Source organism: Streptomyces tuirus (assembly GCF_014701095.1).
GTDB lineage: Bacteria > Actinomycetota > Actinomycetes > Streptomycetales > Streptomycetaceae > Streptomyces > Streptomyces tuirus.
In genome coordinates this window covers 5,197,727-5,219,203 of the sequence record NZ_AP023439.1, presented here as the reverse complement: position 1 = coordinate 5,219,203, position 21,477 = coordinate 5,197,727, and the positions used below count along the sequence as shown (strand labels likewise).

The 21,477-nt window shown below is 69.7% G+C and carries 19 protein-coding genes; all 19 read right to left on the bottom strand.

Annotation, left to right across the window (positions count from 1 at the left end):
* Positions 1 to 15: 15 nt before the first annotated feature.
* Positions 16 to 1,605: a F0F1 ATP synthase subunit alpha gene (gene atpA, locus IGS69_RS24145; RefSeq protein ID WP_190902606.1), complete on the bottom strand. Its 1,590-nt coding sequence runs from the start codon at positions 1,603 to 1,605 to the stop codon at positions 16 to 18.
* A gap of 122 nt (positions 1,606 to 1,727) precedes the next feature.
* The gene (locus tag IGS69_RS24140; protein ID WP_190902605.1) at positions 1,728 to 2,543 is read right to left on the bottom strand and encodes a F0F1 ATP synthase subunit delta; all 816 of its coding nucleotides are present in this window, start codon (positions 2,541 to 2,543) and stop codon (positions 1,728 to 1,730) included.
* Positions 2,540 to 3,088 (bottom strand): F0F1 ATP synthase subunit B, encoded by a 549-nt coding sequence (locus IGS69_RS24135; RefSeq protein ID WP_190902604.1) that lies wholly within the window; start codon positions 3,086 to 3,088, stop codon positions 2,540 to 2,542. Before IGS69_RS24135 ends, IGS69_RS24140 begins: the two co-directional genes overlap by 4 nt.
* 38 nt (positions 3,089 to 3,126) lie before the next feature.
* On the bottom strand, positions 3,127 to 3,363 hold the full coding sequence (locus IGS69_RS24130) for an ATP synthase subunit c family protein (protein ID WP_031104199.1): 237 nt from the start codon (positions 3,361 to 3,363) through the stop codon (positions 3,127 to 3,129).
* A 78-nt stretch (positions 3,364 to 3,441) separates the two neighbouring features.
* Entirely contained in the window at positions 3,442 to 4,209 is a 768-nt protein-coding gene (atpB, locus tag IGS69_RS24125) for a F0F1 ATP synthase subunit A (RefSeq protein ID WP_190904625.1), read from the bottom strand.
* A gap of 273 nt (positions 4,210 to 4,482) precedes the next feature.
* Positions 4,483 to 4,920, bottom strand: coding sequence for a hypothetical protein (locus IGS69_RS24120; protein ID WP_190902603.1), 438 nt, complete (start codon positions 4,918 to 4,920; stop codon positions 4,483 to 4,485).
* A gap of 298 nt (positions 4,921 to 5,218) precedes the next feature.
* Positions 5,219 to 6,562, bottom strand: coding sequence for an MraY family glycosyltransferase (locus IGS69_RS24115; RefSeq protein WP_190902602.1), 1,344 nt, complete (start codon positions 6,560 to 6,562; stop codon positions 5,219 to 5,221).
* Between the two features lie 129 nt (positions 6,563 to 6,691).
* On the bottom strand, positions 6,692 to 7,930 hold the full coding sequence (locus IGS69_RS24110) for a serine hydroxymethyltransferase (protein WP_190902601.1): 1,239 nt from the start codon (positions 7,928 to 7,930) through the stop codon (positions 6,692 to 6,694).
* Positions 7,931 to 8,000: 70 nt separating this feature from the next.
* Positions 8,001 to 8,681, bottom strand: coding sequence for an arsenate reductase/protein-tyrosine-phosphatase family protein (locus IGS69_RS24105; protein WP_142159456.1), 681 nt, complete (start codon positions 8,679 to 8,681; stop codon positions 8,001 to 8,003).
* Complete coding sequence (locus IGS69_RS24100; RefSeq protein WP_190902600.1) at positions 8,678 to 9,325, bottom strand: L-threonylcarbamoyladenylate synthase; 648 nt, start codon at positions 9,323 to 9,325, stop codon at positions 8,678 to 8,680. The genes IGS69_RS24105 and IGS69_RS24100 overlap by 4 nt, the downstream gene beginning before the upstream one ends.
* A 70-nt stretch (positions 9,326 to 9,395) precedes the next feature.
* Positions 9,396 to 10,235: a peptide chain release factor N(5)-glutamine methyltransferase gene (gene prmC / locus IGS69_RS24095; protein ID WP_190902599.1), complete on the bottom strand. Its 840-nt coding sequence runs from the start codon at positions 10,233 to 10,235 to the stop codon at positions 9,396 to 9,398.
* 95 nt (positions 10,236 to 10,330) lie between these two features.
* Entirely contained in the window at positions 10,331 to 11,407 is a 1,077-nt protein-coding gene (prfA, locus tag IGS69_RS24090) for a peptide chain release factor 1 (RefSeq protein ID WP_190902598.1), read from the bottom strand.
* A 106-nt stretch (positions 11,408 to 11,513) separates the two neighbouring features.
* Positions 11,514 to 11,735: a 50S ribosomal protein L31 gene (gene rpmE / locus IGS69_RS24085; RefSeq protein WP_189708508.1), complete on the bottom strand. Its 222-nt coding sequence runs from the start codon at positions 11,733 to 11,735 to the stop codon at positions 11,514 to 11,516.
* A 149-nt stretch (positions 11,736 to 11,884) separates the two neighbouring features.
* The gene (locus IGS69_RS24080) at positions 11,885 to 13,021 is read right to left on the bottom strand and encodes an LCP family protein (RefSeq protein ID WP_190902597.1); all 1,137 of its coding nucleotides are present in this window, start codon (positions 13,019 to 13,021) and stop codon (positions 11,885 to 11,887) included.
* Between the two features lie 207 nt (positions 13,022 to 13,228).
* Complete coding sequence (locus IGS69_RS24075) at positions 13,229 to 15,004, bottom strand: trypsin-like serine protease (protein WP_190904624.1); 1,776 nt, start codon at positions 15,002 to 15,004, stop codon at positions 13,229 to 13,231.
* Positions 15,005 to 15,142: 138 nt separating this feature from the next.
* Positions 15,143 to 17,176: a transcription termination factor Rho gene (gene rho, locus IGS69_RS24070; protein WP_190902596.1), complete on the bottom strand. Its 2,034-nt coding sequence runs from the start codon at positions 17,174 to 17,176 to the stop codon at positions 15,143 to 15,145.
* Between the two features lie 403 nt (positions 17,177 to 17,579).
* Positions 17,580 to 18,509, bottom strand: a complete 930-nt coding sequence (gene thrB, locus IGS69_RS24065) for a homoserine kinase (RefSeq protein WP_190902595.1) — start codon at positions 18,507 to 18,509, stop codon at positions 17,580 to 17,582.
* 342 nt (positions 18,510 to 18,851) lie between these two features.
* Complete coding sequence (gene thrC, locus IGS69_RS24060; protein WP_190902594.1) at positions 18,852 to 19,910, bottom strand: threonine synthase; 1,059 nt, start codon at positions 19,908 to 19,910, stop codon at positions 18,852 to 18,854.
* 6 nt (positions 19,911 to 19,916) lie between these two features.
* Entirely contained in the window at positions 19,917 to 21,209 is a 1,293-nt protein-coding gene (locus IGS69_RS24055; RefSeq protein WP_190902593.1) for a homoserine dehydrogenase, read from the bottom strand.
* Positions 21,210 to 21,477: the final 268 nt, after the last annotated feature.

The following is a 21,477-nucleotide window of genomic DNA, read 5'->3' as shown; positions in this document are numbered from 1 at the left end:
AGGTCCCTTCCGTCGTCACTTGCCGGCAGCCGGGGTGTCCTCGCCGAGCAGCTTGCCGTCGGAGGTCTCGAACTGCTTCTTGAACTCCGCGATGGCGTCGGCGAGGGCCTGAAGCGTGTCGTCGGACATCTTGCCGCCCTCGCGGATGGAGGTCATCAGGCCCTGCTCCTTGCGGTGCAGGTACTCCAGCAGCTCCTTCTCGAAGCGGCGGATGTCGGCGACGGGGACGTCGTCCATCTTGCCGGTGGTGCCGGCCCAGACGGAGACGACCTGGTCCTCGGTGGCCATCGGCTGGTACTGCGGCTGCTTCAGCAGCTCGACCATGCGCTGACCACGCTCCAGCTGCGCCTTCGACGCGGCGTCCAGGTCGGAACCGAAGGCGGCGAACGCCTCCAGCTCACGGAACTGGGCGAGGTCCACGCGCAGACGGCCGGAGACCTGCTTCATCGCCTTGTGCTGCGCGGAACCACCGACTCGGGAGACGGAGATACCGACGTTCAGCGCGGGGCGCTGACCGGCGTTGAACAGGTCCGACTCCAGGAAGCACTGGCCGTCGGTGATGGAGATGACGTTGGTCGGGATGAACGCCGAGACGTCGTTGGCCTTCGTCTCGACGATCGGCAGACCGGTCATCGAACCGGCACCCATCTCGTCGGAGAGCTTGGCGCAGCGCTCCAGCAGACGGGAGTGCAGGTAGAAGACGTCACCCGGGTAGGCCTCACGGCCCGGCGGGCGGCGCAGCAGCAGCGACACGGCGCGGTAGGCGTCGGCCTGCTTCGACAGGTCGTCGAAGACGATCAGGACGTGCTTGCCCTGGTACATCCAGTGCTGGCCGATGGCCGAACCGGTGTACGGCGCCAGGTACTTGAAGCCGGCCGGGTCGGACGCCGGGGCGGCGACGATGGTCGTGTACTCCAGCGCGCCGGCCTCCTCCAGAGCGCCGCGCACGCCGGCGATGGTGGAGCCCTTCTGGCCGATGGCGACGTAGATGCAGCGGACCTGCTTGTTCGGGTCGCCCGAGCGCCAGTTGTCGCGCTGGTTGATGATGGTGTCGACGGCCAGGGCGGTCTTGCCGGTCTGGCGGTCACCGATGATCAGCTGACGCTGGCCACGGCCGATCGGGGTCATCGCGTCGACGGCCTTGTAGCCCGTCTCCATCGGCTCGTGCACCGACTTGCGGACCATGACGCCCGGAGCCTGCAGCTCCAGGGCGCGGCGGTCCTCGGTCTCGATCTCGCCGAGGCCGTCGATCGGGTTGCCGAGGGGGTCCACCACGCGGCCGAGGTAGCCCTCGCCCACCGCGACGGAGAGAACCTCACCGGTGCGCTGCACCGGCTGACCCTCCTCGACGCCGCTGAACTCGCCGAGGACGATGGCACCGATCTCGCGCTCCTCGAGGTTGAGGGCGAGGCCGAGGGTGCCGTCCTCGAACTTCAGCAGCTCGTTGGCCATGGTCGAGGGCAGGCCCTCGACCTTCGCGATGCCGTCGCCGGCAAAGGTGACCGTACCGACCTCCTCGCGCGAGGCCGCGTCCGGCTTGTACGCCTGGACGAAGTTCTCCAGCGCGTCCCGGATCTCCTCCGGCCGGATCGTGAGCTCCGCCATCTGGGTTCCCTGCTCTCCTTGTTGGGCCCGAAGTTTCTTGGGGTCTGGGGTTGACCCCCAGGATTCTTCTGCACGGCCCAACCAGGGCCGTCGTAAGTACGTTGTGCCTATTGAGTTGCTGCTCAGCCGGCGAGCCGGCGGCTGGCGTCCTCGATGCGGTCCGCGAGGGAGCCGTTGATCACCTCGTCGCCGACCTGCACCCGGATTCCGCCGATGATCTCGGGGTCCACGTCCAGGTTGAGGTGCATCGCGCGGCCGTAGAGCTTCGCGAGGGCGGCGCCCAGGCGCTGCTTCTGCGTGTCGCTCAGCGGCACCGCCGAGGTGACGATGGCCACCATGCGGTCCCGGCGCTCGGCGGCGAGCTTGGACAGGGACTCGAGTCCCGACTCCAGGCTACGTCCCCGCGGCGCGGTCACAAGGCGCGTGACCAGACGCACGGTGGTCGGCTGCGCCCGTGAGCCGAGGAGGTTGCGCAGCAGCTCGCTCTTGGCCGAGGCGGTGGCCTTGCGGTCGGTCAGCGCGGCGCGCAGCTCGGCGCTGCCGGAGACGATCCGGCCGAACCGGAACAGCTCGTCCTCGACGTCGTCGAGCTTGTCCGCCTGCTGGGCGGCCGTGAGGTCGGCGATGTCGGCCAGCTGCTCCAGCGCGTCCACCAGGTCGCGGGACTGCGACCAGCGCGAGCGCACCATGCCGGCCACCAGGTCGGCGGCGGCGCCGCTGACCTGGGTGCCGATCAGGCGCTGGACCAGCTCTGCCTTGGCCTCTGCGGGCTGCGCCGGGTCGGTGAGGACCCGACGCAGCGACACCTCGCGGTCGAGCAGCGCGGTGACGGCGGCCAGCTCGTCGGCGAGCTGCGCGGCGTCCACGGACGTGGAGTCCGTCAGCGCGTCGAGACGCTCACGTGCGGCTGCCAGGGCCTCGCGGCTCGCTCCGTTCATCGCCCGGCCTCGGCCTTCTCCTCGAGCTCGTCGAGGAACCGGTCGATCACGCGGCTCTGGCGGGCGTGGTCCTCGAGGGACTCGCCGACGAGCTTGCCGGCCAGTTCGGTGGCGAGCTTGCCGACGTCCTGGCGCAGCGCGGAAGCGGCGGCCTTGCGGTCGGCCTCGATCTGGGCGTGGCCGGCGGCGACGATCTCCTCGCGCTGACGCTGGCCCTCGGCCCGCATCTCGGCGATGAGCGTGGCGCCCTGCTCCTGCGCCTCCTGGCGCAGGCGCGCGGCCTCGTGCCGGGCCTCGGCGAGCTGTGCCTTGTACTGCTCAAGGACGCTCTGGGCCTCGACCTTCATGGTCTCGGCCTCTTCGATACCGCCTTCGATCGCCGCGCGGCGCTCCTCCAGAACCTTGTTGATGTTCGGAAGCAGCTTCTTCCAGAAGAAGAAGAACACGATGGCGAAGGCGATGGTGCCGATGAGCAGCTCGGGGCCCGGAGGAATGAGCGGGTTCTGCTCTTCCTCGGCCGCCAGCTGCACCAGGTTGGCGATCACATCAGTGCCTTTCGTCGATGCGTGTCAGTAAGCGGTGATTACTTACCGAACACGAACGGCATAACGATGCCGATGAGGGCGAGCGCCTCACAGAAGGCGAAGCCCAGGATCTGGTTGGCACGGATCAGGCCGGCGGCCTCGGGCTGACGGGCCAGAGCCTGGGTGCCGTTGCCGAAGATGATGCCGACGCCGATGCCGGGGCCGATGGCGGAGAGGCCGTAGCCGATGGAGCCGAGCGAACCGGAGACAGCGGCGAGGGTCTCAGTGGCAGCCATGCTGTTTCTTCCTTCTCTTTCACGGACCGGCGGGGGTTGGCCACCGGACGTTCTTGGGGTTGGCGGGGCGGGCGGGGCTCAGTGGTGCTCGGCCAGAGCGCCCTGGATGTACGTGCAGGCAAGGAGTACGAAGACGTACGCCTGGACGGCCTGCACGAAGAGTTCGAAGCCGATCATCGCGACGGTCATGACGAAGGAGACACCGGCCGCCGGGATCATCCAGCTGTTCAGCAGGTACCAGGAGGCGACGGTGAACATGACCAGCATCAGGTGGCCGGCGAACATGTTCGCAAACAGTCGCACGGCGTGCGTGAACGGCCGGACGAGCAGGTTCGAGAAGAACTCGATGACCATGACGAGCGGCAGCACCGGGCCGAGCGACTTGTCGTAGCCGGTGACGTTCTTGAAGAACCCGACGAAGCCGTGCCGCTTGAAGGTCAGCGAGACCCAGGTCACGTAGACGATCGCGGCGAGGACCGCCGGGAAGGCGATGATCGACGAGACCGGGAACTGCGCGAGCGGGATCACGGACCAGATGTTCATGATCCAGATGAAGAAGAAGAGCGAGACCATCAGGGGGACGTACTTCTCGCCCTCCTTCTTTCCGAGGGTCTCGTAGACGATGCCGCGGCGGACGAAGTCGTATCCGGCTTCACCGACCATCTGCAGCTTGCCCGGCACGACCTTGGCCTTGCCGAAGGCCGCGTAGAAGAAGCCGATGACGAGGACGGTGGTGATGAGGGCGAGCAGCATCACCTTGTTGAACTCGAACCCTCCAACCGTGGCAATCGGCTTGAAGAGGAACGAGTGCAGGCCCGGTGCCGGAAAACCACACCCGTCGGACATGATCCGACAGCTCCAGTCGAAGGCGAGCTGGGTCTGGTCAGCACTCACCGCGGGCTCCTTCGGTGTGACGCATAGGTACGGCAACCTCGTTGTGTCGGCGCGGCGCGCAGCCGCGGATCGGCACCGGACTGGTGTTACGGATGTGAGGGCGGCTTGGGGGCATCGAGCCTCGCGATCGAGCAGGCGTCAGCTCACATGCCCGCGCCCGCGATGCCGCAGTTGGCACCGGACGATAGCAGGAGTTCCTACTGCCCTTTATCGCGCCCCTACTCGTCACGACGACGGTCCGGTCTTCTCGGGCTTCTCACTCTTCTCGGAGTCCGGATCGATGTAGAAGATCTTGGCCTTCATATGCGCACGAGCCTGCGCGGCCATCCACACGACGGTGGCGATGACGAGCCCGAGGGCGAACGTCTTCGCGTTGAAGAGAGAGGTGTCCTTGAAGAGGGCGACGAAGATCAGGAGAAGCAGCAGCTGGGCGACATAGAGCATCAGCCCCATGGCCTGGAACAGCTGCGGGAGCGTTTTTGCCGTCCACTGGAGGACGTACAGGCCGATCCCCATGAAGAGGATGGCCAGCACCGTGCCGACGGCCGCTCCGACGGCTCCCTTGCCTCCGGCAACCACGCCACTGACGGCGACCACGACCGCACCGGCAGCGGCTGTGGGTACAGCGCACTGCAAGAGGTTCCGGGCGTCATTGGACGGCATGGCGGCAACTCCGCTTTCGCAGGGGGCAGGGGTGTCGTCATGGACGAGCGTAGTCCCGGGCTGAGTGGAGACCTCACACCAATGGACCGTCGCACTGCGGTCCTTCGGCTCTATCCGGGGGGTTCTCGTGAACCGTATCACAAACTATTTGATGCAGTCTTTACCTGGAGGTGTGCGGACTGTCACACATGAGAGTGAACTTGCGCGTCTGAGCGAGAACAGCGCCGACATGTCTGGTATTGGGGTGCTTCGCACCCCCATCACCACCCCACGACTTGGCAATGCTCTCGTCAGATTCTTACCTTGTCCCCGCCTTGCGCCGGTCGGCCAGACGCGAACGGGGTCCGATGGCGGTCGCCCCATTGACGCCGGCCACCCCGGACACCACGGGCGTGCGGTTCTCGGCCCCGGCCGGGACGGACTGGTCCGTCGGCGCCGGGGTGGAGGCCTCGGGTGAGAGGGCCGCGACCGAACCGCGGCGCCGGTAGCGCGGCGGCACGAAGCGCTCCATCCAGCGCGGGGTGCGCGGCGTGAAGCGCGGCAGCAGAAGCAGGAGCAGCCCGATCGCGCTGAGGAACACCACACCCAGCACGATCCACATGGACGCCGAGTTGACCGAGTAGGCGAGCGCCCCGAAGGCGATCAGCGCCGACCAGAAGTACATGATCAGCACCGCGCGGCTGTGCGAGTGGCCGATCTCCAGCAGCCGGTGGTGCAGGTGCCCGCGGTCGGCGGCGAACGGGGACTGCCCGCGCCAGGTCCGGCGCACGATCGCCAGGATCAGGTCGGCGGCAGGCACCGCGATGATCGTCAGCGGCAGCAGCAGCGGGATATAGACGGGGACCGTCTGGTGCACGGCCTCCTTCTCCGACCCGACGTACAGGTTGAGCGCGTCCGGGTCGACCTGGCCCGTGACGGAGATCGCGCCGGCGGCCAGGACCAGACCGATCAGCATCGAGCCCGAGTCGCCCATGAAGATCCGCGCCGGGTGCATGTTGTGCGGCAGGAAGCCCAGGCACATGCCCATCAGGATGGCGGCGAAGAGGGTGGCCGGGGCGGCGGCCTCGATGCCGTACGAGTACCAGATGCGGTAGGCGTACAGGAAGAACGCCGTGGCCGCGATGCAGACCATGCCCGCCGCGAGGCCGTCCAGGCCGTCGACGAAGTTGACCGCGTTGATGGTGATGACGACCAGCGCGACCGTGAGCAGGGTGCCCTGCCACTGGGTGAGCGCGACCGAGCCGACGCCCGGGATCGGCAGCCACAGGATCGTCAGACCCTGCACGACCATCACGCCCGCGGCGATCATCTGGCCGCCCAGCTTGATCAGGGCGTCGATCTCGAACTTGTCGTCCAGCACCCCGATCAGCCAGATCAGGGCCGCTCCGGACAGCAGCGCCCGGGGTTCGTTCGACGTCTCGAAGACCTGGTTGAGATTGGTCAGATGGTCGGCGACCAGCAGGCCCGCGCACAGGCCGAAGAACATCGCGATACCGCCGAGGCGCGGAGTGGGCTCCCGGTGCACGTCACGCGCCCGGATCTCCGGCATCGCTCCGGCCACGATCGCGAACTTCCGTACCGGCCCTGTCAGCAGATACGTCACCGCGGCCGTGATGCAGAGCGTCAGGAGGTATTCACGCACAGGCTTCCCCACAGGTCTCGCTGGCCATCTCAGCCCCACACCCTAGCGATGCGCGCATATGAGTGGGGACTTCCGGGTAGCGACGATGGTTGCACGGGTGGCTGTGCACCCTGATGCGCCTACCCCGGCTCAGGCGGGATACGGCGGAAATCCACCGGCCAGCTCCCGCACATCTTCACGGGCTCTCGAGGTCTCCGTCACACCCCGCAGCACCCCGGTGATCAGCTCGGCGATGCGGACCATCTCCGCCTCGCCCATGCCCTGTGTGGTGATCGCGGCCGTACCGAGCCTGAGCCCCCGGGCGTCGCCGTGCGGCAGCGCGCAGGAGTCCATGACCAGGCCCGCGGCGGCGAGACGGCCCCGGGCGGTGCGCCCGTCGACGCCGAGCGGGGCCGGGTCGGCGGTGATCAGATGGGTGTCCGTGCCGCCCGTGGTGACGACCATGCCCGCCGCGGCCAGCCAGGCCGCCAGAACCCGCGCATTCGCCACCACCTGATGGGCGTACGCGTGGAACGCCGGTGTTGCCGCCTCCCCGAAGGCGACCGCCTTGGCGGCGATGGTGTGCATCTGCGCACCACCCTGTGTGAAAGGAAACACGGCCCGGTCGACCCGCTCGGCCAGCTCCGCGCGGCACAGGATCATGCCGCCGCGCGGACCCCGCAGCACCTTGTGGGTGGTCCCGCAGACGATGTCCGCGAACGGCACCGGATTCGGGGCCGCTCTCCCCGCGACGAGGCCGAGGGGGTGCGCGGCGTCCGCGATCAGGTACGCGCCCACCTCGTCGGCGACCTCGCGGAAGAAGGCGTGGTCGACATGGCGCGGGTAGGCGATCGAGCCGCACACGATCGCCTTGGGCCGGCGCGTGCGGGCCAGCGTGCGCACCTGCTCGTGGTCGATCAACCCGGACTCGGCCTCCACGCCGTAGCCGACGAAGTCGAACCAGCGGCCGGAGAAGTTCGCGGGCGAGCCGTGCGTGAGGTGCCCGCCGTAGGGCAGGCCGAGCGCCAGGACGGTGTCCCCGGGGCGGAGCAGGGCGGCATAGGCGGCGAGCACCGCCGAAGAGCCCGAGTGCGGCTGGACGTTGGCGTGGTCGGCGCCGAACAACGCCCTGGCCCGGTCGACCGCGAGGCGTTCGGCGACGTCGACGATCTCGCAGCCGCCGTGGTAGCGCGCCCCCGGATAGCCCTCGGCGTACTTGTTGGCCAGCGGTGACCCGAGCGCGGCCAGCACGGCCGGGGAGGTGAAGTTCTCGGCGGCGATCAGCTGGAGTGTCGTCGACTGCCGCTCCCGCTCCCCGAGCAGGATGTCGGCGAGCTCGGGGTCCTGGCGGCGCAGGACGTCGGCCTCGATGGCAGGGGTGACCGTCATGGTGGGCTCCGGGCGTCGACGGTGACACGTACGACCAATGTAGGCCCGGGGCCTGCGGAGCGCTCGGCTGTTACGTCTTTGCGGGGACGCCCGTGAGGGCCGTGACGACCGGATCGAGTGCCTGGTGTATCTCGTCCCCGATGGAACGGAAGAACGTCAGGGGCGCGCCGTAGGGGTCGTAGACCTCGTCCGCCTCGGCGGTCGGCGCGAGCAGCCACCCGCGTAGAGCGGCCGCGGCGCGGACCAGGGCACGCGCGCGGATGACCACGCCCTCCTCCAGGGGCGGCAGGGTCGCCGGGTCGATGGCCTTGACCAGGCGGGTGAACTCCTTGAGCGTGAAGGTGCGCAGGCCCGCCGAGTGCCCCATGGAGATGACCTGCGCCCGGTGGTCCCGGGTGGCGGTCAGCACCAGGTCGGCGCGGATCACGTGCTCGTCGAGGAGCTCGCGCCCGGTGAAGCCGGAGGCGTCCGCGCCGAAGTCGGCCAGGACGGTCTCCGCGTGGGACTCCATGGGCGCGCCCTCGTGGCCCCAGGTGCCGGCGCTCTCCACGATCAGCCCGCCGCCCAGGATCCCGAGCCGCTCCCGCACGGCATGCCGGGTCAGCCGCTCGGTGATGGGCGAGCGGCACACGTTGCCGGTGCTGACGTGGAGGATGCGGAAGCTGTCGCGCGGAAGTCCCACGAAGGTCGTCGTGATCTCCGCCGCGCTTTCCCCGTTGCCTATGCCACGCCCCGATCCAGGGGCCGTCAATTCGCCACCTCGAGGTCGGGTACGACCTTTCGCAGCTCTTCCGCCGAGATGGCGCCCGCGCGCAGCAGCAGCGGCACCTCACGGGTCACGTCGACGATCGACGACGGCACGATGCCGGGGGTCGGGCCCCCGTCGAGGTAGACGGAGACGGAGTCGCCCAGCATCGCCTGCGCGGCGTCGCAGTCCTCCGGCGCCGGGTGGCCGGTCAGGTTGGCGGAGGAGACGGCCATGGGACCGACCTCGGTCAGCAGCTCGATGGCGACCGGGTGCAGCGGCATGCGCACGGCGACCGTGCCACGGGTGTCCCCGAGGTCCCACTGGAGGGACGGCTGGTGCCGGGCGACGAGCGTCAGCGCGCCCGGCCAGAAGGCGTCGACCAGCTCCCAGGCGAGCTCGGAGAAGTCCGTGACGAGGCCGTGCAGGGTGTTCGGGGAGCCGATGAGGACGGGGGTGGGCATGTTGCGGCCCCGGCCCTTCGCGTCCAGCAGGTCGGCGACCGCCTCCGAGGAGAACGCGTCGGCGCCGATGCCGTACACCGTGTCCGTCGGCAGCACCACGAGCTCGCCACGGCGGACGGCGGACGCTGCCTCGCGCAGACCGGTCACACGGTCGGTCGCGTCGTTGGTGTCGTATCGCCGTGCCATCTTTAGCTGGCCTCCTCGTACACGTGCTGCTGGGATGAAGTCCGCGAAGAGCGCGGGGTGCCCGGTGTGCTCACGGCAGTGCCTTGCGGGCCGTGGCGAAGCGCGGGCGGTTGTTGAGGTCCGGGTGGTCGGCCGCGTCGGTCCAGCCGCGGTCCTCGGCGAAGATCCACGGCACCTGGCCGCCCTGGGTGTCCGCGTGCTCGACGACGACCACACCGCCCGGGCGCAGCAGCCGGTGCGCGGTGCGTTCCAGGCCGCGGATGAGGTCCAGGCCGTCCTCGCCGGAGAAGAGGGCCATGTCGGGGTCGTGGTCCCGCGCCTCGGGGGCGACGTACTCCCACTCGGTGAGCGGGATGTACGGCGGGTTGGTGATGACCAGGTCGACCTGGCCGTCCAGGTCGGGGAAGGCGGTGAGGGCGTTGCCCTGCCGCAGGTCGACCCTGGACCCCTCGACGTTCTTGCGGGTCCACTTGAGGGCGTCCTCGGACAGCTCCACGGCGTGCACGCGCGAGCGCGGCACCTCCTGGGCGAGCGCCAGCGCGATGGCGCCGGAGCCGGTGCACAGGTCGACGATGCACGGCTCGACGACGTCCATGGCCCGCACGGCGTCTATGGCCCAGCCGACCACCGACTCCGTCTCGGGCCGGGGCACGAACACCCCGGGGCCGACCTGGAGTTCCAGGTAGCGGAAGTAGGCACGCCCGGTGATGTGCTGGAGCGGTTCGCGGGCCTCGCGGCGGGCGATGACCTCCCAGTAGCGGGCGTCGAAGTCGGAGTCCTTGACGGAGTGAAGCTCGCCGCGCTTGACGCCGTGCACGAACGCGGCGAGCTCCTCCGCGTCGGTACGCGGCGAGGGCACGCCGGCGTCGGCGAGCCGCTGGGTGGCCTGGGCCACCTCCGCGAGCAGCACGCTGCGGGGGCTTGGGGGTCGCCCCCCAAATGACTGCTGCACGCAAGTCCTCCGTATTACTCGTACGTGATCACTCGTACGTGTTCGTGCCTGCCCTACGCGGCCGCCAGCTTCGCCGCGGAGTCCGCGTCGACACAGGCCTGGATCACCGCGTCGAGGTCGCCGTCCAGGACCTGGTCCAGGTTGTACGCCTTGAAGCCGACGCGGTGGTCCGAGAGGCGGTTCTCCGGGAAGTTGTAGGTGCGGATCTTCTCGGAGCGGTCGACGGTGCGGACCTGGCTGCGGCGGGCGTCGGCGGCCTCCCGCTCCGCCTCCTCCTGCGCCGCTGCGAGCAGCCTGGAGCGCAGGATACGCAGTGCCTGCTCCTTGTTCTGCAGCTGGCTCTTCTCGTTCTGGCAGGAGGCGACGACTCCGGTGGGAAGGTGGGTGATGCGCACGGCGGAGTCGGTGGTGTTGACGGACTGCCCACCGGGCCCGGAGGACCGGTAGACGTCGATGCGCAGGTCGTTGGGGTTGATCTCGACGTCGACCTCCTCGGCCTCGGGCGTGACGAGCACACCGGCGGCGGAGGTGTGGATACGGCCCTGGGACTCCGTCGCCGGCACGCGCTGCACGCGGTGCACGCCGCCCTCGTACTTCAGCCGCGCCCAGACGCCCTGGCCGGGCTCGGTGGCCCCCTGGCCGCCCTTGGTCTTCACGGCGACCTGGACGTCCTTGTAGCCGCCCAGCTCGGACTCGGTGGCGTCGATGATCTCGGTCTTCCAGCCGACGCGCTCGGCGTAGCGCAGGTACATGCGCAGCAGGTCGCCGGCGAACAGGGCCGACTCGTCGCCGCCCGCGCCCGCCTTGATCTCGAGGATGACGTCCTTGTCGTCGCTGGGGTCGCGCGGGACGAGCAGGAGGCGCAGCTTCTCGGTGAGCTCCTCGCGCTGCTGCTCCAGCTCCTTGACCTCGGCCGCGAAGTCGGGGTCGTCGGCGGCCAGTTCGCGCGCGGTCTCGATGTCGTCGCCCGTCTGCTTCCAGGAGCGGTACGTGGCGACGATCGGGGTGAGCTCGGCGTAGCGCTTGTTCAGCTTGCGCGCGTTGGCCTGGTCGGCGTGGACCGACGGGTCGGCGAGCTTCTTCTCCAGGTCGGCGTGCTCGGCGACGAGTTCCTCGACGGCCTCGAACATCTTGGGCTCCTGTGTACGGACGGGGGTGAAGGGCGGGCGACCAAAAACGCCGGTCCCGGAGCGCCCTCGGTGGGGGCGCGTCCGCGGACCGGCGAAATGGGGCTCGCTACTTCTTGGAGCCGGCGGCCTTGCCGAAGCGGGCCTCGAAGCGGGCCACACGGCCACCGGTGTCGAGGATCTTCTGCTTGCCCGTGTAGAACGGGTGGCACTCGGAGCAGACATCGGCGCGGATGGTGCCGGAGTCGATGGTGCTGCGGGTGGTGAACGACGCGCCACAGGTGCAGCTGACCTGCGTCTCGACGTACTCGGGGTGGATGTCGCGCTTCAAGGTGTCTCCTAGGTTCGGGAGGGCGCCGGGTCGCTGACGCGGGGTGCGCGAGCGTGAACCGGAGCCGACGTACCAGTCTGCCAGGACTGGGGCCTACTCCCAAAACCGGGGGTTGTCGTGACCTATTCCCCGCGGGCCGGCCCCGCCCCTCACGGGGCGCTCACGACGCCCTTGGCCTCACCTGTCGCCGTGCCCGACGTCGCCGACCCCGGGATCGGCTTGTCGTTCTCCAGAGCCTTCCAGATCCGGTCGGCCTTCTTCTTCTGGAGGAGGACGCGGTTGGGGTCGGCCGGGTCGTAGACCACCGGCATCGTGATCATGTGCATGTCGGACGGGCTGATGCCCTTGAGTCCGTTCGCGAAGGACGCGAGCTTGTTGACCGAGCCGAGGTCGGAGTCGGCCGTCACGGTCTTGGTCGCGGTTTCCGCGAGGTCGAGCAGCTTCTTGGGGTTGGAGAAGACGCCGACGTCCTTGATCTGGTTGACCAGGGCCTTGACGAAGGCCTGCTGGAGCTGGATGCGGCCCAGGTCGGAGCCGTCGCCGACGCCGTGTCTGGTGCGGACCAGGCCGAGGGCCTGTCTGCCGTCGAGCGTGTGGGTGCCGGCCTTCAGCTTCAGATGGCTGTCGGGGTCGTCGATGCTCTTGGTCGTGGTGATCTCCACGCCGCCGAGGTCGTCGATGAGCTTCTGGAAACCGGCGAAGTCGACCTCGAGGTAGTGGTCCATGCGCAGGTCGGTGATCGACTCGACGGTCTTCACGGCGCAGGCGGCCCCGCCGGTGGAGTACGCGGAGTTGAACATCGCGTTCTGCGCGGCCGGGTGCTCGGTGCCCTGGGCGTCCGTGCAGGCGGGCCGGTCGATGAGGGTGTCGCGCGGGATGGAGACCACGCTGGCCTTCTTGTGACCCTTGTAGAGGTGCACGATCATCGCCGTGTCCGAGCGGGAGCTGCCGTCGTCGGTGCCGCCGCCGAGCTTCTTGTTGCTGCCGGAGCGGGTGTCCGAGCCGAGGACGAGGATGTTCTCCGAGCCGTTGTCGGCCTTCTTGGGCCGGTCCGCGCCGAGGGCCTGGTCGATGTCGACGCTCTTGAGGTTGCCGTTGAGCTGGAAGTACAGGTACCCGGCGCCGGCGCCGCCGATCACGACGATGCCCGCGGCGGTCCAGGCCGTGATCATCAAGCCCTTGCGTCGCCGCTGGGGCTTGCGGCGCTTGCCCTTGCCGCGGCCACTCGCTCCGCTCGTGCCGGTATCGCCCGGTATACCCGGACCCGGCGTGCTCTCGGCAGACATGTACTCCTCAGCTCTTCTACGGTCGGTTACCCCCTGCGGTCAGTGCCAGGCGTGGCCGGAGAAGACCCTTCCTCGCACTATCGTCGCCCCACCTGGTCAGACGGGGAAACTCGGGAAAGGGTTGCACAACGGACTGTGCCCACCGCGTGCGGCGGTGGGCACAGTCCGTGTTCGTCACAGCGCGGTGAGCCTCGCTCACCTGCGGTTTCAGCCGAAGATGTCGTACTGCTTGAAATCGGTGCCGACGGACTTCCTTGTGGCAAAGATCTCGCTCGTCCCCTTGCCGGTGCCCGCGTACAGATACAGCGTGCCGCCGGGGGTGCGGGCCAGGAAGTCGGCCCTGCCGTCGCCGGTGACGTCGCCGGGCGCGTCGAAGGCGTTGTAGCCGTCCCACGTGCGCACCTTGACGCGGGCCGAGAAGGCGCCCGAGCCGGCCTTGCCGGTGCCCTTGTAGAGGTAGAGGTAGCTGCCCGACTTGCTGCGGGCGATCAGGTCGGTCTTGCCGTCCCCGTTGAAGTCGCCCTTGCCGCGCACGGAGTTGTACTGGTTCCAGCCGGTGCCGACCTTCACACGGGTCGCGAAGGTGCCGTTGCCCTTGCCCGGGTAGATCCACAGGACGCCCGCGGAGTCGACCGAGAGCAGGTCGGGCAGGTAGTCGCCGGTGACGTCACCGGGGGTGACGATCCGGGTGCGGGTCTTCCAGTTGTCGGCGATCTGCTTGGTGGTGCCCGTACGGCCGGAGGCCCAGAAGACGTCGCCGTCGCTGCTGCGCCGGTAGACGAGGTCCTGGTAGCCGTCGCGGTCGAGGTCCGTCTGCAGGACGACGTTCACGCCGTTCCAGTTGCCCCAGGACTGACGGGCGGCGAACGACGTCCCCTTGGAGTCCTTGGAGTAGCCGGTCTTGGTGGAGGCGTTGCGCACCCACAGGTCGGCCTTGCTGTCGCCGCTGAGGTTGGCGTCGTCGACGCGCGGGTAGGTGGCGCCGATGTACGTGCTGACCTTGCTGAAGACGCTGTAGGCGCCCTTGGCGACGCAGTCGGTGACGCCCCAGGACACGACACCGACGATCCGGTTGTTGACCACCAGGGGGCCGCCGGAGTCGCCGTTGCAGGCCGAGACGGTGCCGGTGTCGCTGCCGGTGGCGGGCTTGCCCGCACAGACCATGTGGCCCTTGACGAAGTTCCTGCCGTACGCGCCGGAGCAGGTCGTGTCGGACTGCATGGGCAGCGTGGCGGTCTTCAGCGTCTCGGAGATGTCGTCGCTGGTGGAGCTGGTGCGGCCCCAGCCGTAGACCTTGGCGCTGACGCCGGCCTTGTACGACGCGGTGTCACCTGACGTCGTCATGCGGATCGGCGTGGCCTTGACCGCGGTGTCGAGCGTCAGCACCGCGATGTCGTTGTCGATGGCCGTCGGGTCGTACGACGAGTGGTTCCACTGCCGCCAGACCGCCGTGGCGGTACCGCCGTGCAGGTCGGCGCCGTTGTCCGAGGGCAGCTTGGAGGTGCCGGTGACGACGGCACCGTTGGCGTACCAGTTGTAGCCCTTGACGCAGTGCGCGGCGGTGAGGATCTTCGTCGGCGCGACGACGGCGCCGCCGCAGAAGAAGCCGATGTCGTCGCCGGTGCTGGAAGTGCCCCGGTCGTCGTAGTAGTGGAGCTGCGCCATCCACGGGGCCGTGCTGATGGTGGTCTCGTTGCCGCCGATGACCTTCGCGTCGATGCCGCCGGCGACGGTGCCCGCGGTGAGCGCGGCCTTGCCCGTCTTGCCGGCGACGTCGTCACCGGCCATGGCGCCCGCGACCCGCTTCTGCAGCTCGGCGGGCGACGGCGCGTCGGCGGCGGGCCTGACCTTCGGCTGCGGCAGCACGGTGGCCGCACCGGCGGAGGTCGTCAGCAGCGCGCCGGCCACGGCGGCGGCCACACCGGCCGCGGCGACGGGCAGTGCTATGCGTATCCGGCGTCTGTGCCGACCGCCCCCGGGCATGGGTGTACCCACGAATGTCCCCCCTCGGGATCACAAGTTCGAAGAGAGCGTGATCCTATCCGCACCCGAACAGCACAGAGGGCCGCCCCCAGTTCGGGGGACGGCCCTCTTGTGCGGTTCTTACGCGGTCGACCTGCCTCAGTCGCCGTTGCCCGGCGTCGGGGTGGTCTTCTGGATCTGCATCAGGAACTCGGCGTTCGACTTCGTCTGCTTCATCTTGTCGAGAAGCAGCTCGACCGCCTGCTGCTGGTCGAGCGCGTGCAGCACCCGGCGCAGCTTCCAGACGATGGACAGCTCGTCCGGGGCCAGCAGGATCTCTTCCTTGCGGGTGCCGGACGCGTCGACGTCCACCGCCGGGAAGATGCGCTTGTCGGCGAGCTTCCGGTCGAGCTTCAGCTCGGCGTTGCCGGTGCCCTTGAACTCCTCGAAGATCACCTCGTCCATGCGGGACCCGGTGTCCACCAGGGCGGTGGCGAGGATCGTCAGCGAGCCGCCGTCCTCGATGTTGCGGGCCGCACCGAAGAAGCGCTTCGGCGGGTACAGCGCCGTCGAGTCGACACCACCGGACAGGATGCGGCCGGAGGCCGGGGCGGCGAGGTTGTACGCGCGGCCCAGACGGGTGATCGAGTCGAGCAGGACGACCACGTCGTGGCCCAGCTCCACCAGGCGCTTGGCGCGCTCGATGGCCAGCTCGGCGACGGTGGTGTGGTCCTCGGCCGGGCGGTCGAAGGTCGAGGAGATGACCTCGCCCTTCACCGACCGCTGCATGTCGGTGACCTCTTCCGGACGCTCGTCGACGAGGACGACCATCAGGTGGCACTCGGGGTTGTTGTGGGTGATCGCGTTGGCGATCGCCTGCATGATCATGGTCTTGCCGGTCTTCGGCGGGGCCACGATCAGACCGCGCTGGCCCTTACCGATCGGCGCGACGAGGTCGATGATGCGGGTGGTCAGGACGCCCGGGTCCGTCTCCAGACGGAGGCGGTCCTGCGGGTACAGCGGCGTCAGCTTGTTGAACTCCGGCCGCCCGCGGCCCGATTCGGGCGCCATGCCGTTGACGGAGTCGAGCCGCACCAGCGCGTTGAACTTCTCGCGCCGCTCGCCGTCCTTGGGCTGGCGCACGGCACCGGTGACGTGGTCGCCCTTGCGCAGGCCGTTCTTGCGGACCTGGGCGAGGGAGACGTACACGTCGTTCGGGCCGGGCAGGTAGCCCGACGTGCGGATGAACGCGTAGTTGTCGAGGATGTCCAGGATGCCCGCGACGGGGATCAGGACGTCGTCCTCGGTGATCTGCGGCTCCTGGACGTCGTCACGGCCGCGACGGCCCCGGCGGTCGCGGTAGCGCCCGCGACGGCCACGACGCCCGCCCTCGAAGTCGTCGTCATCCTGCTGCTGCTGACCACGGTCCTGACGGCCGCCGCCGCCCTGGCCCTGCTGCTGGCCGCGCTGGCCGCCCTGCTGGTCGTCGCCCTTGCCACCGCGGCGGTCACGGTCGCGGTCGCGGTCCCGGCCGCGGTCCCGGCGGTCGCGACGACGGCCCTCGCCGCCGTCACCGCCGTCGGACTTGGCGTCGTTGCCCTGGGACTGCTGCTGCGACTGCGTCTCGGACTTGGTGTCGTTCTTCGCCTCGGCGACGATGGTCTCCGCGGCAGCGGAGGCCGGGGCTCCGGCTTCGGCGGTGGCCCGGCGGCGACGGCGCTCGGGCGCCTCGTCCCCCCCGTCGCGGGCGGGGCCGCCGGCCGGCTGGCCGGGGATCTCGATCTGCTGCTGGGCCACGGCCTTGTCGGCCTGGTCCGCGGGGGCCTGGGGGGCCTCCTTCGCGTCCGCCTTCTTGTCCGCCTTCTCGGCGTTGTCGCCCGTACGGGTCCGCGAGGTGGCGCGGCGCTTGGGCTTGGTCTCGGCGGGCGCGTCGGCCTTCGCGGCCGGAGCGGCGCCGCCGGACGCCTGTGCCTCCTTGATGACCTCGATCAGCTGGCTCTTGCGCATACGCGCGGTGCCCCTGATGCCGAGGCCGGATGCGACCTGCTGCAGTTCGGCCAGCACCATGCCCTCGAGGCCGGTACCGCGGCGCCGCCGGGAGCCGGCACCGGTGGCAGGCGCGGAGGCGTCCGTGGCGGGCGCGGCAGCGGTCTCCTCGACACGTGCGCCCATCAGATCGGTGGTGTCGCTCACGAAGGGTCCTTCCCTGGAGCGGACGTCGGCCTGTCTGGCTCGGCGACCGGTTGTGCTGTCCGACTTCGGTCCGTGTGGTGTGAACCGTGCCGGGGCGGTGGTCCGCCTAAGCGGCGGAGGAATCTGGTGATGGCGCTTCCTTGAGCCGTGGCACCCAGTGTCAGTGTCACGCGGCGTGGTCGCACCGGTTCCGGAGCATGCCCTGCGCCCCGCTCAGTGCCCTTGTACGGCGTACGGTCCGACGTACAGAACACAGTGCGGCTTGGGGGGCTCCCGGAAGAATGTCTGTCCCGGACGGGGACACAAGGCACCTCGCCATGGTGGGGTCGGGTGCAGACTTGAGGTTAACACTACCGGATCCAACAAACATTCCCCCTCTCGAAATCCGGCAACCGCGCCGTATTCAGATATCGCCGGAGGCCGCGAGCGGCAGCACGCTCGCGCCCTGCTGATCGAGGCGCAGCCGGTTCGCGGCCCATTCCGCGCCTGCCAGGGCCTCGACCTTGTCGGCGGTCTCGGCGTCGGCCAGGGCCATGACCGTGGGTCCGGCCCCGGAGATCACCGCGGGGATGCCGTCGCCCCGCAGCCGCTCCACCAGTGCCGCGCTCTCGGGCATGGCGGGTGCGCGGTACTCCTGGTGCAGACGGTCCTCGGTGGCGGGCAGCAGCAGCTCGGGGCGGCGCGTCATGGCTTCGACGAGCAGGGCGGCCCGGCCCGCGTTGGCGGCTGCGTCGACGTGCGGAACGGTGCGCGGGAGCAGGCCGCGCGCCGTTTCGGTCAGGACCGGCTTTCCGGGGACGAAAACCACCGGAACGATGGAATCGGCGGGGTCCATCCTGATCGCGCGGGCGGCGCCGGCCTCCATCCAGGACAGCGTGAAGCCGCCGAGCAGACACGCCGCGACGTTGTCGGGGTGGCCCTCGATCTCGGTGGCGAGCTCCAGCAGCGCCGTGTCGTCGAGCTTGGCGTCGGCCCCTATGGTGACGGCGCGGGCGGCGACGATCCCGGCGCAGATGGCGGCCGAGGAGGAGCCGAGACCCCGGCCGTGCGGAATGCGGTTGGCGCAGACGATTTCCAGACCGCGCGGCTGTCCGCCCAGCAGGTCGAAGGCGGTGCGCAGGGAACGCACGAGAAGGTGCTGCTCGTCGCGCGGGAGCGTCTCGCTTCCCTCACCCGCGATGTCGATGTGCAGCCCGGAGTCGGCCACCCGGACGACCACGTCGTCGTACAAGCCCAGCGCGAGGCCGAGGGCGTCGAAGCCCGGGCCGAGGTTGGCGCTGGTGGCGGGGACGCGCACCCGGACGGCGGCGGCGCGGAACGCTGGACCGGCCATCGCTCGATGACTCTCCTTGAGCTGCGGTGATTGTCGAATGACGTTCAGTGGACATTCGATGACGTACGAGAACCCTGGGGGCCGCCGCCGGCCGCGATGGCCGGCCGCTGTCCCGGCCGCGGAGACGGCGCGGCACCGCGCTCCGTGCGGAGGCATATGCGGCGGGCGGGTTCAGTACAGCCTATCGAAGGAAGGTTCTGTGGCGACATAGGGCGCACAGGAGGCGCACGATGCGTGTCGTAAGCCCCCTGTGCACCCCCCGTGGGGAACACCCTCGGACAAGCGCCGTCTTACGCCGGAACGTGTCCGGCGTTGCCCCGGCGCTCGGTGCGTCGCCGCAGGTCAGGCCAGGCCGAGGCGCTCCGCGGCGGCCGCCGCGTCGACGGGCACGGTGACCGGCTGCGGGGCACCGGCGACGGCCCAGTCGGGGTCCTTCAGCCCGTTGCCGGTGACGGTGCACACGATCCGCTGCCCGGGGTCGACCTTGCCCTGCTCGGCGGCCTTCAGCAGACCGGCGACGGACGCGGCGGACGCCGGCTCCACGAAGACGCCCTCCTGCGACGCCAACAGCCGGTAGGCGCGCAGGATCTCACGGTCCGTCACCTCGTCGATGAAGCCGCCCGACTCGTCCCGCGCGGCGAGCGCGTACTGCCAGGAGGCCGGGTTGCCGATGCGGATGGCCGTGGCGATGGTCGACGGGTCCTTGACGACCTCGCCGCGCACGATCGGGGCGCTGCCGGAGGCCTGGAAGCCCCACATCCGCGGCGTACGGGTCGCCACGCCGTCGGCGGCGTACTCCGTGTAGCCCTTCCAATAGGCCGTGATGTTGCCCGCGTTGCCGACCGGCAGGACGTGGATGTCGGGCGCGTCGCCGAGCATGTCCACGATCTCGAAGGCGGCCGTCTTCTGACCCTCGATACGTACCGGGTTGACCGAATTGACCAGCGAGACGGGGTAGTTGTCGCTCAGGCCGCGGGCGAGGGTGAGGCAGTCGTCGAAGTTGCCGTCGACCTGGAGGATCTTCGCGCCGTGCACGAGGGCCTGGCCCATCTTGCCGAGCGCGATCTTGCCCTGCGGCACGAGCACGGCGCAGACCATCCCGGCCCGCACGGCGTACGCGGCGGCGGAGGCCGACGTGTTGCCGGTGGAGGCGCAGATGACGGCCTTCGCGCCCTCCTCCTTGGCCCGGGTGATGGCCATGGTCATGCCGCGGTCCTTGAAGGACCCGGTCGGGTTCGCGCCCTCGACCTTGAGGTGGACCTCGCAGCCCGTGCGCTCGGAGAGCACCTGCGCGGGCACGAGGGGCGTACCGCCCTCGCGGAGTGTCACGACCGGAGTGCTGTCGGAGACGGGCAGCCGGTCCCGGTACTCCTCGATGATTCCGCGCCACTGGTGGGTCATTGCTGGTTACTCTCCTTCAACCCGCATGATGCTGGCGACACCACGCACGGTGTCGAGCTTGCGCAACGCCTCCACGGTCCCGGTGAGGGCCGCGTCGGACGCGCGGTGCGTGACGACGACGAGGGAGGCCTCGCCGTCCTTCCCCGACTGGCGAACCGTATCGATCGAGACTCCGTGCTCGGCGAATACGGTCGCGACCTGGGCGAGAACACCCGGTTTGTCGGCCACGTCGAGGCTGATGTGGTACCGCGTGACGACGTCGCCCATCGGGGACACCGGCAGCGCGGCATAGGCGGACTCGCCCGGCCCGGTCGTGCCGCTCAGCCGGTTGCGGCAGACGGCGACGAGGTCGCCGAGCACCGCGGAGGCGGTGGGGGAACCGCCCGCTCCGGGGCCGTAGAACATGAGCTGCCCGGCGGCGTCGGACTCGACGAACACGGCGTTGTAGGCGCCGCGGACGGAGGCGAGCGGGTGGCTCAGCGGGATCATGGCCGGGTGCACGCGCGCGGTGACGGACGCCCCGTCCTCGGCCCGCTCGCAGATGGCGAGCAGTTTGATGGTGCAGCCCATCTCCTTCGCCGAGGCGAAGTCCGCGGCGGTCACCTCGGTCATGCCCTCGCGGTAGACGTCGTCGAGGCGCACGCGCGTGTGGAAGGCGATGCCGGCGAGGATCGCGGCCTTGGCGGCGGCGTCGAAGCCCTCGACGTCGGCGGTCGGGTCGGCCTCGGCGTACCCCAGGGCGGTGGCCTCGTCGAGGGCCTCCTGGTAGCCGGCGCCGGTGGAGTCCATCTTGTCGAGGATGAAGTTCGTCGTGCCGTTGACGATGCCCATCACCCGGTTGATCTTGTCGCCGGCGAGGGACTCGCGCAGCGGCCGGATCAGCGGGATGGCACCGGCGACGGCGGCCTCGTAGTAGAGGTCCTTGCCGTGCTGCTCGGCGACGGCGTGCAGGGCGGCGCCGTCCTGGGCGAGCAGCGCCTTGTTGGCGGAGACGACGGAGGCGCCGTGCTCGAAGGCGGTGGTGATGAGGCCGCGCGCGGGCTCGATGCCGCCGATGACCTCGACCACGACGTCGATGTCGCCGCGCTTGACCAGGGCGGTGGCGTCGGTGGTGACGAGCTCGGGGTCGATGCCCTCGCGCACCTTGTCGGGCCGCCGTACGGCCACACCGGCCAGCTCCACCGGGGCCCCGATCCGGGCCGTGAGGTCGTCGGCGTGCGTCGTCATGATGCGCGCCACCTCTGAGCCGACCACTCCACAGCCCAGCAGCGCCACCTTCAGCGGACGCGTACGCATCATCCGACCTCGTTTCCTCTTTACCGTCTACGGTGGAACCAGTCTCACTCACCGGACGGGAGTTTCTGCCCCCGGTCCGGATCGTGAGATGTCTATTTCATTTTCACGCGGGCGGCAGACAGGAGATCTTCCGCCGCCCGCTTGCTGGCTTTCGGCTCACGGCCTTCGGCTCTGGGCCTTCGACTCACGGCTTTCGGCCTTCGGCTCTCGGCTGTGGGCCTCCGCTCACGGCTCTCGGCCTTCGGCTCTCGGCTCTGGGCCTCCGCTCACG

Coding starts and splice junctions, on each gene's coding strand:
- IGS69_RS24130 (WP_031104199.1), bottom strand. CDS start 3,363: ATGGCTGCCACTGAGACCCTCGCCGCTGTCTCCGGTTCGCTCGGCTCC.
- IGS69_RS24055 (WP_190902593.1), bottom strand. CDS start 21,209: ATGATGCGTACGCGTCCGCTGAAGGTGGCGCTGCTGGGCTGTGGAGTG.
- prfA (WP_190902598.1), bottom strand. CDS start 11,407: ATGTTCGAGGCCGTCGAGGAACTCGTCGCCGAGCACGCCGACCTGGAG.
- thrC (WP_190902594.1), bottom strand. CDS start 19,910: ATGACCCACCAGTGGCGCGGAATCATCGAGGAGTACCGGGACCGGCTG.
- thrB (WP_190902595.1), bottom strand. CDS start 18,509: ATGGCCGGTCCAGCGTTCCGCGCCGCCGCCGTCCGGGTGCGCGTCCCC.
- IGS69_RS24080 (WP_190902597.1), bottom strand. CDS start 13,021: ATGTCTGCCGAGAGCACGCCGGGTCCGGGTATACCGGGCGATACCGGC.
- IGS69_RS24075 (WP_190904624.1), bottom strand. CDS start 15,004: ATGCCCGGGGGCGGTCGGCACAGACGCCGGATACGCATAGCACTGCCC.
- IGS69_RS24120 (WP_190902603.1), bottom strand. CDS start 4,920: ATGCCGTCCAATGACGCCCGGAACCTCTTGCAGTGCGCTGTACCCACA.
- IGS69_RS24140 (WP_190902605.1), bottom strand. CDS start 2,543: ATGAACGGAGCGAGCCGCGAGGCCCTGGCAGCCGCACGTGAGCGTCTC.
- IGS69_RS24100 (WP_190902600.1), bottom strand. CDS start 9,325: ATGGCACGGCGATACGACACCAACGACGCGACCGACCGTGTGACCGGT.
- IGS69_RS24110 (WP_190902601.1), bottom strand. CDS start 7,930: ATGACGGTCACCCCTGCCATCGAGGCCGACGTCCTGCGCCGCCAGGAC.
- atpA (WP_190902606.1), bottom strand. CDS start 1,605: ATGGCGGAGCTCACGATCCGGCCGGAGGAGATCCGGGACGCGCTGGAG.
- atpB (WP_190904625.1), bottom strand. CDS start 4,209: ATGTCCGACGGGTGTGGTTTTCCGGCACCGGGCCTGCACTCGTTCCTC.